Origin of the sequence: Brenneria sp. g21c3 (assembly GCF_040240345.1) — a bacterium.
Classification (GTDB): Bacteria; Pseudomonadota; Gammaproteobacteria; order Enterobacterales; family Enterobacteriaceae; genus Brenneria.
The window spans coordinates 540,841-556,968 of sequence record NZ_JBEIAB010000001.1 but is presented as its reverse complement, the minus strand read 5'-3'; the positions used below and the strand labels follow the sequence as shown (position 1 = coordinate 556,968).

The window sequence follows — 16,128 nt, the reverse complement described above, 5'->3', positions numbered from 1 at the left end:
CGTGAAGGCTATGGAGAATTACATGCGCAAGCAGTTTGTCTGGATTACCGGATTGTTTTTTTTATTCACTTTCTGGCTGCCGTTAAGTTGGGCCGAGAGCGGTTGGCAGCCTCTGGCTCAAACCATTCGTAAGAGTGAGAAAGATCCTCGTCAGTATCAGGCGATAAAGCTGGACAACGGGATGACCGTCCTGTTGGTTTCCGATCCGCAGGCGACCAAGTCGCTGGCGTCGCTGGCGTTGCCGGTCGGTTCGCTGGAGGATCCGGATAGCCAGTTGGGGCTGGCGCATTATCTTGAACATATGGTTTTGATGGGTTCCAAACGCTATCCGCAGCCGGAAGCCCTGGCCGAATTCCTGAAAAAACACGGCGGCAGCCACAATGCCAGTACGGCTTCCTACCGCACGGCGTTTTATCTGGAAGTGGAAAACGATGCGCTGCAACCGGCGGTCGATCGTCTGGCCGATGCGATTGCCGAACCCCTGCTCGACCCGGCCAACGCCGATCGCGAACGGCATGCGGTGAATGCGGAATTGACGATGGCGCGTTCCAGCGACGGTCATCGGATGGCGCAGATCGGCGCGGAGACGCTGAATCCCGCGCATCCCAGCTCGCGTTTTTCCGGCGGCAACCTGGAAACCCTGAGCGATAAGCCCGGCAGCAAGCTGCATGATGAGCTGGTGAAGTTTTATCAGCGCTATTACTCGGCCAATCTGATGAAAGGCGTGATTTACAGTAATCAGCCGTTGCCGTCGCTGGCGAAACTGGCGGCGCAAACCTTTGGCCGCATCGCCAATCATGATGCCGAAGTCGCGCCGATCGCCGTCCCGGCGACCACGCAACAACAGCGCGGCATCATGATCCACTATGTTCCGGCGCAGCCGCGCAAACAGTTGCGCATTGAGTTCCGCGTCGATAACAACAGTCAGGCGTTCCGCAGTAAAACGGATACCTATATCAGTTATCTGATCGGTAACCGCAGCCAGAACACCTTATCCGACTGGCTACAGAAGGAAGGGTTGGTCGAGTCCATCGGCGCCGGCGCGGATCCGGTTATCGATCGCAACGGCGGCGTGTTTTCGATTTCCGCCTCCCTGACGGACAAAGGCCTGGCGCGGCGCGACGAAGTGATCGCGGCAATATTCAATTATCTGCAACAGATACGCCGCGAGGGTATTCAGCCGCGCTATTTTGATGAGATCGCGCGCGTGTTGGATCTGGATTTTCGCTATCCCTCCATTAGCCGCGACATGGATTATATTGAATGGCTGGTGGATACCATGCTGCGGGTGCCGGTAGAGCATACGCTGGACGCCATGTATCTGGCCGATCGATACGATGCGGCGGCGATAGCCGAGCGGCTGGATTACATGACGCCGCAGAATGCCCGTATTTGGTTAATCAGCCCGAATGAACCGCACAATAAAGTCGCTTATTTTGTCGATGCGCCTTATCAAGTCGACAGCATCCCTGCGGAGACTTTTGCCCGGTGGCGACATCTGGGGCAGAAGATTTCACTGACGTTGCCCGCAATAAATCCTTATATCCCCGATGATTTTTCCCTGATCAAGGCGGATACCCGCATCACGTCTCCGAAAATGTTGCTGCAACAGCCGGGCTTACGCGTGTTGTATATGCCCAGCCGCTATTTTGCCGATGAACCCAGGGCGGAAATCACCGTGCTTTTGCGCAACAGCGCGGCCCGAAGCACCGCCCGCAACCAGGTCTTGTTCGCGCTCAATGACTATCTGGCCGGCCTGGCGTTGGATGAACTGAGCTATCAGGCGTCAATCGGCGGCATCAGTTTCTCAACCAATAGCCATGACGGTTTGGCGATCAACGCCAATGGCTACACGCAGCGGCTGCCTCAACTGTTGCTGGCGCTGGTGGATGGCTATGCCTCTTTTTCACCGACGGAAGATCAGTTGCAACAGGCGAAATCCTGGTATCTGCAACAGTTGGATTCGGTAGAAAAAGCGAAAGCGTTTGAACAGGCCATTCAGCCGATACAGGCGCTGTCGCAGGTGCCTTACACGGAACGCGCCGAACGTCGCCGTCTGCTAAAAGATATCCGTTTGCAAGACGTTATTGATTATCGAAATTTATTGCTGCAAAAAGCCACGCCGGAAATACTGGTGGTGGGTAATTTACTGCCGGAAAAAGTGATTGAACTGGCGCAAACCTTAAAAGCCCGCTTGCAGTGCGACGGGGACGATTTTTGGCGCAGCGACGAGGTAAACGTCAGTCAGCCGCAGCGGGCCGACTTGCAAAAACCGGGGAGCAGCACCGACTCTGCGCTGGCGGCGGTCTATATTCCGACCGGATATGGCGAAGCGCAAAGCATGGCCTACAGCTCAATGCTGGGGCAGATTATTCAGCCCTGGTTCTATAACCAACTGAGGACCGAAGAGCAACTCGGCTATGCGGTGTTTGCTTTCCCGATGTCCGTCGGACGGCAATGGGGGATTGGCTTCCTGTTGCAAAGCAACAGCAAACAGCCGGCTTATTTGTACCAGCGTTATCAGGATTTCTATCAGAAAGCAGAGAAACGACTGCGCGCGATGAGCGCGGAAGAGTTCGCCCAGTACAAGCAAGGCATGATTAATGAGCTGAATCAGCGTCCGCAAACGCTAAATGAGGAAGTCAGCCGTTTGCGCAACGACCTGAACCGGGAGAACTTCGCGTTTGATACGCGCGAGAAGATCATCGCCGAAACCAAAGCGTTAACGGTGGAGCAACTGGCCGATTTCTTCCATCAGGCGTTGAAACCTGAAGGGTTGGCGGTGTTATCGCAAATCTCCGGCAGCCGCCACGGCAAGGCGGAATATGCCGCGCCGCAGGGGTGGCGAACTTATCCTGATGCGTCTTCGCTGCAAAAAACGCTGCCGTTGCAAAAAGCGCCGTCGATGGCCGCCGCCACGTCCACCGGCGGCTCTTCCCTGAATAGCGCGAATTCAGCCAGTATGGGTGGAGAAAAATGAAGCCTGCCGCGCCGCAATCGCTAAACGTCCTGACGTTGCCGCTGCTTGGCGAGCGGCTGATTGAGGCGTCGGCCGGAACCGGGAAAACCTACACGCTGGCCGCGCTCTATTTACGACTGCTGCTGGGGTTGGGGGGCGAGTCGGCTTATCCCCGGTCGTTGCTGGTCGAGGAAATTCTGGTGGTCACCTTCACCGAGGCCGCCACCGAAGAATTGCGGGAACGTATCCGTGAAAAGATCCATTCTCTGCGTATCGCCTGTATTCGCGGGGAAAGTCAGGATCCGTTGCTGAGCACGCTGCTGGTTGAAATCGCGGATCTCGCCGATGCGGCGGATGTGTTGCTGGCCGCTGAACGGCAAATGGACGAGGCCGCGATCTACACCATTCATGGTTTTTGTCAGCGCATGTTAAGCACCAACGCCTTTGAGTCCGGCGTTTTGTTTGAACAGGCGCTGATCGAAGATGAACAGCCGTTGCGGCGTCAGGCCTGCGCTGATTTCTGGCGTCGTTATTGCTACCCCTTGCCGGTGGATGTGGCGCGCGTCGTCGGGCAGGCGTGGAGCGGGCCGGAATCTTTGCTGGCCGACCTACTGCCTTATCTGCACGGTGAAACGCCGGTGTTGCGCACGACGCCGCAGGATGATGAAACCCTGCTGAGCCGCCATGAGAAAATCGTCGCGACGATTGATGCGTTTAAGCGGCAGTGGCTGGCCGCTTCGGCGGATTTGGCGGCGCTGATTAACGATTCCGGCGTGGACAAGCGTAGCTACAGCAGTAAGCATCTGCCTAACTGGCTGCAAAAAGTCACGCTGTGGGCGCAGCAACCCACGCAGGATTATCAGTTGCCTAAAGAGCTGGAAAGATTTAGCCAGCAGACGCTGATCGAAAAAACCAAAAAGGGGGAGGCGCCGCTACACCCGGTGTTTGCGGCGACCGATAGGTTGCTCAACGCCTCTCTTTCCCTGCGCGATCTGGTGATTGTGCGGGCGCTGAGCGAAATTCGCCGCTCGGTGCGCGAGGAAAAGCGCCAGCGGGCGGAGATGGGGTTTGATGATTTGCTGAGCCGGTTGGATGAAGCGTTGCGGCAGCCGGGGGGAGAATTATTGGCCTCCGCCATTCGGGAACGTTATCCGGTGGCGATGATCGACGAGTTTCAGGATACCGATCCTCAGCAGTACCGAATTTTCCGCACGCTATACGTTGGGCAGCCGCAATGCGGTCTGCTGCTGATAGGCGATCCGAAGCAGGCGATCTACGCATTTCGCGGCGCCGATATTTTCACCTATATGCGCGCGCGCGCCGAGGTGAGCGCCCATTATACGCTGGATACCAACTGGCGCTCATCGCACCAGATGGTGCATGGGGTTAACCGTTTATTTCAGCGTCTTGAGAGCCCGTTTATCTTTAAGGATATTCCTTTTCTTGCCGTTTCCCCGGCGGAGCCGAAACGCGATCTGGCTTTTAAGATCGCGGGGGAAGCCCAGCCCGCGCTGCAACTCTGGCTGACGGGCGACGACGCTATCGGCGTGGGCGACTATCAGCAACTCATGGCCCGGCAATGCGCCGCGCAAATCAGGGACTGGCTGGCGGCCAGTCAGCGCGGCGAGGCCTGGCTGGAAGATGGAAAGACGCGGCGTCCGGTGCAGGCGTCGGATATGAGCATTCTGGTGCGCAGCCGTCATGAAGCCGCGCTGATCCGCGACGCGCTCGGCAGTTTGTCGATCCCGTCGGTTTATCTTTCCAACCGCGACAGCGTTTTCACCACGCCGGAGGCCCGCGACATCCTGTGGCTGCTACAGGCGGTGCTGACGCCGGAGCAGGAAAGAACGTTGCGCAGCGCCATGGCGACCGCCCTGATGGGATTGGATGCGCCGGCGCTGGATGCGTTAAGCCGCAGCGAAGCCGTATGGGATGCGCTGGTTGATGAGTTCGTCGGCTACCGGACGCTTTGGCAACAGCGCGGGGTGCTCCCGATGTTGCGCGCGTTGATGAGCCGCCGCCAACTGGCGGAGAATCTGCTGGCCAGCGCCGACGGCGAGCGCCGTTTGACGGATATTCTGCATATCGGCGAATTATTGCAGGACGCGTCCTCGGCGCTGGATAGCGAGCACGCGCTGGTGCGCTGGCTGTCGCAACAGATCACGCAGCCAAACCCGCAGGCGGATAATCAGCAGCTTCGTCTGGAAAGCGACCGCCATCTGGTACAGATCGTCACTATCCATAAATCCAAAGGGTTGGAGTATCCGCTGGTTTGGCTGCCGTTCATCAGTAATTTCCGCGAGCAGACGCAGGGCATTTATCACGACAGAAGCACCTATCAGGCCTTACTGGATCTGGATAACAGCGACGAGAGCCAAACGCTGGCGGAGGAAGAGCGTCTGGCGGAAGATCTGCGTTTGCTGTATGTGGCGCTGACCCGTTCCATCTATCACTGTAGCGTCGGCGTGGCGCCGCTACAGCGCTCGCGCAAGAAAGCGGCCAATAGCGATATGCATCAGAGCGCGCTGGGATATTTGCTCCAGCGCGGAGAGGCCGCGGATGCGGCGACGTTGATCGCCGAGCTGGAAGAGATGACCGGCGATGGCGTGGTATTAACGCCGGTACGGCCCGGCGATACGCTTGCCTGGCGGCCCAACGAGCCGGATAAAGCCGAATTGCTGGCGCGCCGCAGCGAACGAACGCTGCGCGATGGCTGGCGGGTGACCAGCTATTCCGGGTTGCAGCAACACGGCTCTTCCGCCGTCCAGGAGTTGATACCGCGTCTGGATATCGAGGCGATGGGCGAGCGTCAGGAAGAGCCGGAAACGCAGTTTACGCCGCATACTTTCCCGCGCGGCGCAACGCCAGGAACATTTTTACATAGCCTGTTCGAGACGCTGGATTTCACCCGGCCGGTCGATGAAAGCTGGCTGGCCGACCAGTTGCGCGCGCAAGGACTGGAAGATGTCTGGCTGCCGGCGCTGCGGCAGTGGATGAATGCGGTGCTGACGACGCCGCTTAACGAGGACGGGATAACCCTGTCCGCGCTGGACTCTCGGCATAAGCAAGCGGAACTCCAGTTTTACCTGCCGATCCAGGCGCCGATGCAGGCGGCTCAGCTTGATCGGCTGGCGAAACGCTATGATCCTTTGTCGGCCCAGTGTCCGCCGTTATCATTTCAACAGGTCAAAGGTATGCTGAAGGGCTTTATCGATCTGGTGTTCTGCCGGGCAGGGCGCTATTACCTGCTGGACTACAAATCCAACTGGCTGGGCGCCGATGCCGGCGCCTACACGCAATCCGCCATGACGCAAGCCATGGCGGAGCATCGTTACGATTTGCAGTATCAGCTTTATAGTCTGGCGTTGCACCGCTATTTGCGCCATCGCATTGCCGATTATGAATATGAACGCCATTTCGGCGGCGTATTTTATCTGTTTCTACGCGGCGTGGATGAAAACGCGCCCGGCAACGGGGTGTTTTATTTCCGGCCGCCGGCGGCCTTTATCACCGGATTGGATCGGTTGTTCGCCGGCGAGCCGACACAGGATGCCAGCCATGATTGAGCTACTCGAAACGGCGTTGCAGCGCCGGCTTTTGCGCCCGCTGGATATTCAGTTCGCCAGAATGTTGGCGGAGGACGGCAATCCTCAATTGCTGCTGGCCGCGGCTTGTTTAAGCGCGCAGTCCGGCGCCGGGCATGTTTGTTTGCCGCTGGAAGCTTTACAGCCTGCGCGGTTGTTCGACGGCCGCGATCGCGAATTGGCGCAGTCGGTATGGGAGGCGGCCGGCAGCCTGGACGTCGCCGGTTGGCGACGGAGTTTGCTGGCTTCCCCGGCGGTCGGCGGCGGCGATAGCCCTACGCCGCTGGTGTTGCAGCGGCATAATCTCTATTTGCAGCGCAACTGGCAGAGCGAAGGGCGGATCGCGCGGTTTATCGCCGATGAATATCACGACCCCGGGGTCGACGAGCAACATATTCGCGCCGTGCTTGATGGCCTGTTTCCGCCGGTCGGCGGCGAAATTGACTGGCAGAAGATCGCCGCCGCCGTCGCGCTGACCCGACGTATCGCCATTATTTCCGGCGGGCCGGGAACCGGGAAAACCACCACGGTCGCCAGACTACTGGCCGCGTTGATTCAGCTTAACGCGGGGACGACGTTACGTATCCAACTGGCCGCGCCGACCGGGAAAGCGGCCGCGCGCTTGACGGAGTCGCTGGGGACGGCGTTAAGCCGCCTCGCGCTGAGCCAGGCGCATCGCGACTGTTTTCCCCACGAGGCGACCACGCTGCACCGCTTGCTGGGCGCGGTACCCGACAGCCAGCGCTTGCGCCATCATCAGGGGAATCCGCTGCACCTTGACGTACTGGTGGTGGATGAAGCGTCGATGGTCGATCTGCCGATGATGGCGAACCTGATCGCCGCGCTGCCCGAGCAGGCCAGGGTTATCTTTCTGGGCGATCGCGATCAGTTGGCTTCGGTAGAGGCGGGGGCGGTGCTGGGGGATATCTGCCGCTTTGCCGAGTCGGGCTACAGTCGGACAAGAGCGCAACAGCTACAGCGGCTGACGGGCTGTCGGCTTGACGATGACGGGCATGAAAATCTCACCGTCGGCGACAGCATTTGTTTGCTGCGCAAGAGCTACCGTTTTGACCAACATTCCGGCATCGGGCAATTGGCGCTGGCGGTGAATAATGGCGACGATAGACGGGTGCTGGCGGTATTGAACGGCGCATTTACGGATATCACCTGTGCCCCGCTGGCGGCGACGGAGGATTACCAGCAGATGATGGCGCAGTGCGTCGCCGGCTACCGGCATTATTTACGGCTGATTGCCGCCGACGCCGCGCCGGAAGCGGTTCTGCTGGCTTTCCAACGCTATCGTCAGCTGTGCGCGCTGCGAGAAGGGCCGTTCGGCGTGTCGGGACTCAACCAACGCATTGAACTGGCGTTGCATAAAGCCGGGCTGATCCAGCGCAGCCGTAACCCGATTAATCGCTGGTATATCGGCCGGCCGGTGATGATCGAGCGTAATGACGCGCTGCTGGGATTATTTAACGGCGATATCGGCATCGCCATGATGAATGACCAGGGCGATCTGCGGGTTTACTTCCAGCTTCCCGATGGTAAAACCAAAGCGGTGGCGCCGAGTCGCCTGCCTCCGCACGAGACGGCCTACGCCATGACGGTTCATAAATCGCAAGGGTCGGAATTCGAGCATACCGCGCTGGTATTGCCGAACCAATATCTGCCGGTATTAACGCGGGAACTGGTTTATACCGCCATCACCCGCGCCCGTCGGCGTTTGTCGCTGTATGCGGATACGAAAATTTTGTGCCGGGCGGTGAAAACGCCGACGCAGCGGCATAGCGGGCTGGTTGAGCGCATCATGGCGCTGACGTCGCCAAAATAAAAGCGATAGTCCGGCGTAAAAACATGGCGTGCGCGAGGGGAATGGCGTGCGGTCTCGACCCCGTAGCAGCATGACGACTGTTACGGGGCCGGGTGATGGACATCAGAGATCCAGCACCAGAATTTTAGAACGGCGCTGGTAGTTGTACAGTTCCTGTTTTTTTCTCGGCAGCATTTTTACTTCAGCCAGCAAAAATCCGCGCTCCTGGAACCAGTGAATACTGTGAGTAGTGAGGACAAAAAGCTTTTTCAGCCCTTGCAGACGCGCTTGCGCGGCGATGCGCTGTAGCAACATATCGCCGCGTGAAGAGCTGCGATAGTCAGGGTGTACCGCTACGCAGGCCATTTCACCGATGCTCTCTTCCGGGAACGGGTAGAGCGCGGCGCAGGCAATGGTCAGGTTATCGCGTACGACGACGGTGAACTTATCGATCTCCATTTCCAACTGTTCGCGCGAACGTCTGACCAGAATGCCTTGTTGTTCCAGCGGACGAATCAGCTCCAGAATGCCGCCGATGTCGTTAATCGTGGCCCGACGTACCTGTTCGGCGCTTTCCATCACGATCTGCGTGCCGATGCCGTCGCGGGAGAACAGTTCTTGCAGCAAGGCGCCATCGACCTGATAGCTGATCAGATGGCTGCGACGTACGCCGCTGCGGCAGGCCTTGACCGCGCCGCGCAGGAACCTGACGGTGCCGGACTGGTAATCGCCTTCCTTCTCCAGGGCTTCGATACGCTGCTGCGCTTCATCCGGGAATAACTCGGAAACAATCTTGCCTTCTTCATTGGTCACGCCTTGCGAAGAGCAGAAGCCGATCATTTTTTCCGCTTTCAGTTTGATCGCCAACTGGGTGGCGACTTCCTCGGAAGTCAGATTAAAACTCTCCCCGGTGACGGAAACCGCTACCGGTCCGAGCAGGACAATCGCGTCATTGTCCAACTGGCGGTGCAGGGCATCTTCATCAATACGGCGAATACGCCCGCTGTGGCAGTAGTCGACGCCATCATCCACGCCGAGCGGCTGAGCGATGATAAAGTTTCCGCTGACGACGTTAATGTGCGCGCCTTGCAACGGCGTGTTATTCAGGCTCATGGACAGGCGGGCGGTAATGTCCAGTTGCAACATCCCGGCGGCCTGTTTAACCAGTTCCAACGTCGTACTGTCCGTGATGCGGATATTTTTATGATAAAGCGGCTCGTAGTGGTGCGTTGTCAGATTGCTGTCGATCTGAGGACGGGCGCCATAAACCACCACCAGCTTGATTCCCAGGCTGTGTAGTAGTCCGATGTCGTTGATAATATTGGTAAAGTTTTCATGTTCGATGGCTTCACCACCCAGCATGATGACAAAGGTTTTGCCACGGTGGGTATTGATATAGGGAACCGTGTGGCGAAAGCCCTCGACCAGTTCTGTACTACGCTCCTTCACTGCGACTCCTAATTGAATTTTTATTCGTAATTTTTGTATTTTTATTCTTTGTGAGATAAAAGGCAAGGGGTAAGTCATGCGCAAATTTCATGTCGTCGTCATTTGCGAGACACCGGGGACAATGCGGGAAAATTATTTTTGCATGACACCAGAGTAGAGATTAGTTAAAGTTTTCGGCAATTTCACTATTTATGCTTTCCGCATTTGGCCCTGGCACTGTAATCAGACTGGAGTTGCATGTCTCATTCGAATCACAATCTGACTCGGCGGCGCCTGCTGCAAAGCGCCGCGGCAACCTGGCTATTAAGTGTGAGCGGCGTCGGCATGGCCGCTGTCGCGCAGGTGATTGCCGTGCGCGTTTGGCCTTCGTCTTCCTATACCCGGGTAACGCTGGAATCCAGTCAGCCGCTTAAATATAAGCAGTTCACGCTCGGCAATCCGGACCGGATTGTGGTGGATATTGAAAATATTCATCTTAATAGCGTCCTGAAGACGATTTCCAGCCAGTTTCACGAAAACGATCCGTTGGTTAAGAACGCCAGAATCGGTCAGTTTGATAAAAATACCGTGCGGTTGGTGCTGGAGTTAAAACAAGGCGTTGATGCCAAAATTTTTACGCTGAGTCCGGTCGCCGGGTTCAGGCATCGTCTGGTGATGGATCTTTACCCGCTGCCGGGGCGCTATGACAACGAAGAAGATCCGCTGCTGGCGCTGTTGGAAGATTACAACAAGGGCGATCTGGAGCGGACGTTGCCGGCAGAGGCGCCGCAGGCAGGGAAGGCCGGGCGCGATCGCCCGCTGGTCATTATGCTGGATCCCGGCCACGGCGGCGAGGATCCCGGCGCCATCGGCAAAAATAAAACCCGCGAAAAAGATATCGTGCTGCAAATTGCCCGTCGTTTACGTACCTTGATCGAGCGCGAACCGAATATGAAAGCGTATATGACGCGCAATGAAGACGTGTTTATTCCATTACGCGTGCGGGTCGCCAAAGCGCGTAAGCAGCGAGCCGACCTGTTTATCTCCATTCATGCGGACGCGTTTACCAACCGCGCCGCGCGGGGGTCGTCGGTATTTGCGCTGTCTAAGAAAGGGGCGACCAGCACCGCCGCGAGATTTCTGGCGCAGACGCAGAACGAATCGGACTTAATCGGCGGGGTGAGCATGAGCGGCGATCGTTATCTGGACCACACCATGTTTGACCTGGTTCAGACCCTGACCATCAATGATAGCCTGAAGTTCGGTAAGGAAATATTAACCCGCCTGGGCAAGGTGAACCGGCTGCATAAAAATAGCGTCGACCAGGCTGGGTTTGCCGTGCTCAAAGCGCCGGATATTCCATCCGTTCTGGTGGAAACGGCATTTATCAGTAATCTGGAAGAAGAACGCAAATTGCGCACCAGCCAGTTTCAACAACAGATAGCCCAATCGATTCTGGATGGGATCAAAGCCTATTTCGCCAGTCAGACAAGGCGCTAGCGTGATATCGACTACGGGGGATGTCGCCGAACGCGATGCGGTATAAATGACGCATGCGCCAGTGGAAGCGTCAGAAAGGCAAAAGTTTCAGACTGTTGACAAACCTATCCATGCTCACCGCTCGACGCGCTTTGTCATCAACCTCAGGTTTCCGGGCGAGTTTTTTGACGTCGCGTCAGCGACGGCCCGATAGGCGATCGCCAGGCAAAAAAAACACCCGTTAAGGGTGCTTAGTTTTCGATAATCAATTGGTTGCGGGGGCCAGATTTGAACTGACGACCTTCGGGTTATGAGCCCGACGAGCTACCGGGCTGCTCCACCCCGCGTCCGTCTTGATCTCGTACTTCTTTCTTCTTTTTGATGGTCTACTCACATCAATTGGTTGCGGGGGCCGGATTTGAACCGACGACCTTCGGGTTATGAGCCCGACGAGCTACCAGGCTGCTCCACCCCGCGTCCGTGGATGCGCACTATACTCTCCATGAGCTTCCATGCAACCCCTTTTTGCAAAAAATATGAGATAAACCGAGTGGTTGCTGAATTTACCGCCGGATGGGGCGTTTTTTAAACATGCCGGCCGGTTTTTTGCCGGCGGGCGCCACTGCCTGCCTTCCCGTGAGCCGTCGCTGGGTGGCGTTAAAAAATGCGGCCGGCGCCTTCAGCCCGTCGATAAACCAGGCTAGCCATTTTCACCGCCTGACGTTCCCGTTCCTGCTATCCTTTTTTATCGGACGTCGTTTCTTTCTCTATAGGTGTTTGTTATCGTTCGGCGGTGGATCCGTCGATGTCAAAAGAGAGTGCAAAAAAGATGAGAGGATGTTGGGGAAAATATTTGCTGACCGGCGTGGTGATTGCCATTCTTGCCGGATGTCAGTCCAGACCCACCGATCGTGGACAGCAGTATAAAGATGGACACCTCAATCAGCCTTTGGAACTGGTGAATGAGCCGAATGCAACCGGCAAACCCGTCAATGCCAGAGACTTTGCCGATCAGGTTACTGAAATCAGGAATGCCTCGCCCAATCTGTATACCAGCAACAATAGTACCTTTCAGGCGATACAGAACTGGATGCTGTCGGGCGCCGATACCCGCGAGCTGGGCAAGTTTGGCCTGAGCGCCTGGCAAATGGAAGGCGTGGACAACTTCGGCAACGTGCAGTTCACCGGCTACTATACGCCGGTTCTGCAAGCCCGCTATACCCGTCAGGGGGAATTTCGCTACCCGCTGTATGCCATGCCGGCCCGCGGCAAGAAAAACCGTCGGCTGCCGGATCGGGCATCCATTTACGCCGGCGCGCTGAACGATGATTTAGTCCTCGCCTGGACTAATTCGCTGGTGGATAACTTCATGATGGAAGTACAGGGCAGCGCCTATATTGATTTCGGCGATGGCCGCCCGCTGACGTTTTACGGTTATGCCGGTAAAAATGGCCACGCCTATCGCAGTATCGGCAAAGTGCTGATCGACCGCGGCGAAGTGGCGCGTGAAGATATGTCCATGCAGGCTATTCGTCAATGGGCCGAACAGCACTCGGAATATGAGGTTCGCGAACTGCTGGAACAAAATCCCTCCTTTGTATTTTTCAAACCGATGATGACCTCGCCGGTGAAAGGGGCGAGTGCGGTGCCGTTGGTCGCCAAGGCGTCCGTAGCTTCCGACCGTTCGCTGATCCCGGCCGGAACGGCGCTGCTGGCCGAGGTTCCCTTATTGGATAATGACGGGAAGTTCACCGGCAAGTATGAAATGCGTTTGATGGTGGCGTTGGATGTCGGCGGCGCAATTAAAGGGCAGCACTTCGATATTTATCAGGGCATCGGTCATGAGGCCGGCCATGCGGCGGGTTTCTATAACCATTATGGCCGAGTATGGGTCTTGAAAAATAACCAAAGTAATGGAACCTTGTTCAGCGCTTCTCAGGCAGGCCCGTTAACTAGCAGCAATAGTTCGGGATCGCTATTGGTCGGCAATTCGCAGAATTAACATATCTTTTCTGACCCGCGGCGGGAAAATTGCTCTGCGGGTCAGCGCCGTTTCTTTTTTTAATCGCTTGGCGAAAATAGATTTTCCGCCGCGCCGTTATTTCATCCGGCGCAACCGGCTCGTTTTCATCACCCTGTATGTTATATCAAATCAAAAAGAACCTGCTATTTACAGGGATATTTTTTTGCCCGGCGAACGAATATATCAGGCGATGCTATTTACGCGCCGTATAAGGCTTCAGACCGCAGGCGCGCTGGCCTTGCGCGCTTACTGACGTAAGCCGCGTTGCCGCGACGCGCATTCTTTTATCTATTTCATTATGTTTATTATGGTTATTTGCGTCGGTCATTAATTTATTGCCGATAATTAACTTTTGTTAGCTGATTTATGACTGTTTATATAAAACTATTCACTGTTTCCCTGATTGGGTATAGTTCAGGCTATTATATATCCTGCTCATTATTCATGAGGTCGTCATGTCGATTAAGCGTTATCCACACCTGGCTCACTGGGGAGCGTTTACCGCCGTTGTTGAAGATGGGAAATTGATTCGCTGCGAGCCATTTGCGGACGATCCCGCCCCCTCCGCCATGCTTGATTCCATTGTGCCGCTGGTCTATTCGGAACGCCGGATCCGGCGGCCCGCCGTACGCCGCTCGTGGCTGCAAAAGCGTGAAAAAAGCGATGGGTCGCTGCGCGGCAAAGAGGATTTTATTGAGGTCGACTGGGATGTCGCGCTGGATCTGGTGGCGGAAGAGAACCGCCGCGTTCGCGAACGTTATGGCGCCGACGGGCTATTCGCCGGTTCTTATGGCTGGTCTTCCGCCGGGCGTTTTCATCATGCGCGTTCTCAGGTGCGCCGTTTCTACTTTGCCGGCGGCGGCGCGGTGGATCAGCAGGGTAACTACAGCTGGGGCGCGGCGCAGTTTTTTCTGCCGTATGTGATCGGCACCTTCCATCCGCTGACCGGCAAGGTGACGGAGTGGCGCAGCGTCGCCGAGCATTGCGATATTTTCCTCGCGTTTGGCGGACTGGCGCTGAAAAATGCGCAGGTGGCTTCCGGCGGCGCCGGGCATCATACGCTGAAACCGGCGCTGGAAACCCTGGTGGCGAAGGGGATCCCGGTAATTAATATCAGCCCGATGCGCGACGACTGTCCGGCATTCGTCAATGCGGAGTGGATCCCTATCCGTCCGAATACCGATGTCGCCCTGATGCTGGCGCTGGGATACGAAATTCAACGTCTGGGCGCGGATGACAAGGACTTTGTGCAACGCTACTGCGTCGGTTATGAACAACTGACGGATTATCTTAGCGGCCGCAGCGACGGCACGGCGAAAACGCCGGCCTGGGCCAGCGCTATCACCGGCATCCCGGCCGAGCGCATTGAGCGACTGGCGAAGCAGTTGATCGGCGTGCGCAGCTTTATCACCTGTTCCTACTCCGTACAGCGCGCGCACCGCGGCGAACAGCCTTACTGGATGATGATTGCCCTGTCGTCGATGCTGGGACAGGTTGGCTTGCCGGGCGGCGGGTTCTCGTTTGGTCATGGTTCAATGAACAGCGTCGGCAATGAACGTATCGCCACGCCCGCGCCGAAGTCGCCTTCCTGCGCCAATGCCGGTCGGGCGATCCCTGTCGCGCGTATCGCCGATATGTTGCTTAATCCCGGTCAGGAATATCGCTTTCAGGGAGAAACGCATACCTATCCGGATGTGCATTTGATTCACTGGGCCGGCGGCAATCCTTTCCATCATCACCAGCAGTTGAATCGGCTGGTGGAAGGGTGGAGCAAGCCCGATACGGTGATTGTGCAGGATATCGTCTGGACGCCGGCGGCGCAGATGGCCGATATCGTGCTGCCGGTGACCACGACGCTCGAGCGCAACGATATCGGCGGTTCTTCTCGCGATCGCTTTCTTTTCGCCATGCATCAGGCGATTGCGCCTCAGCATCAGGCGCGCCATGATTTTGACATTTTCAGCGAACTGGCGGAACGGCTCGGTTATTGGGGCGATTTCACGCAAAACCGCAGCGAGCGCGAGTGGCTGACCACGCTCTATGACGATTGTCGCGCAGGGCAGAAGGAAGCCGGGCAATCCTGGCCGTCATTCGACGAATTCTGGCGACAAGGCCATGTTGAGATCCCGACAGATGACAAGCCGTTCGTGTTCTTTGAGGATTTCCGCCGCGACCCGCAGCAGCATGCGCTGCAAACGCCAAGCGGTAAAATAGAACTGTTCAGCGCCACCATCGCGGGTTATGACGCCCCCGATTTCGCCCCGCATCCCGAATGGCGGCCGCCGGTCGAATGGCTGGGCGCGCCCGCCACGCAGAGCTGGCCGCTGCACTTTATTTCCATCCAGCCGGCGGATCGGCTGCATAGCCAGCTGGCGACGACGCCGCAGGTCGAAGCCAATAAGACCGCGGGCAGGGAAACGCTCTATATGCATCCGCAGGATGCGGCGGCCCGCGCGATTGACGATCGTTCCCAGGTTGAGGTCAGAAATGAGCGAGGCCGCATTCTGGCCGGCGTTCAGATTACCGATGGCGTCATGCCCGGCGTGGTGATTATGTCTACCGGCGCCTGGTTTGACCCCGGCTTCGGGCAGAAAGCGTGGCACCCGGTCGAGCAATCCGGCAATGCGAACGTGCTGACGCTGGATATCGGGACATCTTCGCTGACGCAAGGTCCGAATGCCATGAGCTGTTTGGTCGAGGTCGTGCCGGTTTAAAGGATGCGCTCTCATGCCGCGGGCTTTTCACGTTGCCGGATAGTTTGTCATTAAACGCGCGGATCCTTTATGATTGGCTCGGTTTTTTTAGTCGTGCGCTGATGTTGAGCGCGAGTTTGATGAAAAAGTTC

Annotated in this window: 7 protein-coding genes and 2 tRNA genes; 6 read left to right on the top strand and 3 right to left on the bottom strand. The window is 57.0% G+C overall.

All coding sequences use genetic code 11. The features are described from left to right. Positions 1–22 precede the first annotated feature (22 nt). The 3 genes from ptrA to recD are packed head-to-tail and all read left to right on the top strand — an operon-like array spanning position 23 to position 8,374. Complete coding sequence (ptrA, locus tag ABRZ28_RS02455; protein WP_330519440.1) at positions 23–2,980, top strand: pitrilysin; 2,958 nt, start codon at positions 23–25, stop codon at positions 2,978–2,980. Next, entirely contained in the window at positions 2,977–6,525 is a 3,549-nt protein-coding gene (gene recB / locus ABRZ28_RS02450) for an exodeoxyribonuclease V subunit beta (RefSeq protein WP_330519400.1), read from the top strand. Before ptrA ends, recB begins: the two co-directional genes overlap by 4 nt. Next, the gene (gene recD, locus ABRZ28_RS02445; RefSeq protein WP_330519399.1) at positions 6,518–8,374 is read left to right on the top strand and encodes an exodeoxyribonuclease V subunit alpha; all 1,857 of its coding nucleotides are present in this window, start codon (positions 6,518–6,520) and stop codon (positions 8,372–8,374) included. Before recB ends, recD begins: the two co-directional genes overlap by 8 nt. 102 nt (positions 8,375–8,476) lie before the next feature. Here recD and argA read toward each other — a convergent pair whose 3' ends face one another. Next, complete coding sequence (argA, locus tag ABRZ28_RS02440) at positions 8,477–9,802, bottom strand: amino-acid N-acetyltransferase (RefSeq protein ID WP_319603657.1); 1,326 nt, start codon at positions 9,800–9,802, stop codon at positions 8,477–8,479. Positions 9,803–10,039: 237 nt separating this feature from the next. Between argA and amiC the strand changes: the two genes are divergently transcribed. Further along, a complete protein-coding gene (gene amiC, locus ABRZ28_RS02435; RefSeq protein ID WP_319603656.1) occupies positions 10,040–11,281 on the top strand; it encodes an N-acetylmuramoyl-L-alanine amidase AmiC in 1,242 nt (413 codons plus the stop codon). Positions 11,282–11,530: 249 nt separating this feature from the next. Here amiC and ABRZ28_RS02430 read toward each other — a convergent pair. Together ABRZ28_RS02430 and ABRZ28_RS02425 are read right to left on the bottom strand one after the other, a co-directional pair. Further along, a tRNA-Met gene (locus ABRZ28_RS02430) sits at positions 11,531–11,607 on the bottom strand. A gap of 53 nt (positions 11,608–11,660) precedes the next feature. Then, positions 11,661–11,737, bottom strand: a tRNA-Met gene (locus ABRZ28_RS02425). Positions 11,738–12,089: 352 nt separating this feature from the next. Between ABRZ28_RS02425 and mltA the strand changes: the two genes are divergently transcribed. Together mltA and ABRZ28_RS02415 are read left to right on the top strand one after the other, a co-directional pair. Further along, entirely contained in the window at positions 12,090–13,262 is a 1,173-nt protein-coding gene (mltA, locus tag ABRZ28_RS02420; RefSeq protein ID WP_319603706.1) for a murein transglycosylase A, read from the top strand. 476 nt (positions 13,263–13,738) lie between these two features. Continuing rightward, positions 13,739–15,997: a molybdopterin guanine dinucleotide-containing S/N-oxide reductase gene (locus ABRZ28_RS02415; protein ID WP_330519398.1), complete on the top strand. Its 2,259-nt coding sequence runs from the start codon at positions 13,739–13,741 to the stop codon at positions 15,995–15,997. The last annotated feature ends 131 nt before the right edge of the window (positions 15,998–16,128 follow it).

Excerpts from the sequence above, each read along its gene's own strand:
- ptrA (WP_330519440.1), top strand. The coding sequence starts at position 23 with ATGCGCAAGCAGTTTGTCTGGATTACCGGATTGTTTTTTTTATTCACT.
- recB (WP_330519400.1), top strand. The coding sequence starts at position 2,977 with ATGAAGCCTGCCGCGCCGCAATCGCTAAACGTCCTGACGTTGCCGCTG.
- recD (WP_330519399.1), top strand. The coding sequence starts at position 6,518 with ATGATTGAGCTACTCGAAACGGCGTTGCAGCGCCGGCTTTTGCGCCCG.
- amiC (WP_319603656.1), top strand. The coding sequence starts at position 10,040 with ATGTCTCATTCGAATCACAATCTGACTCGGCGGCGCCTGCTGCAAAGC.
- mltA (WP_319603706.1), top strand. The coding sequence starts at position 12,090 with ATGAGAGGATGTTGGGGAAAATATTTGCTGACCGGCGTGGTGATTGCC.
- ABRZ28_RS02415 (WP_330519398.1), top strand. The coding sequence starts at position 13,739 with ATGTCGATTAAGCGTTATCCACACCTGGCTCACTGGGGAGCGTTTACC.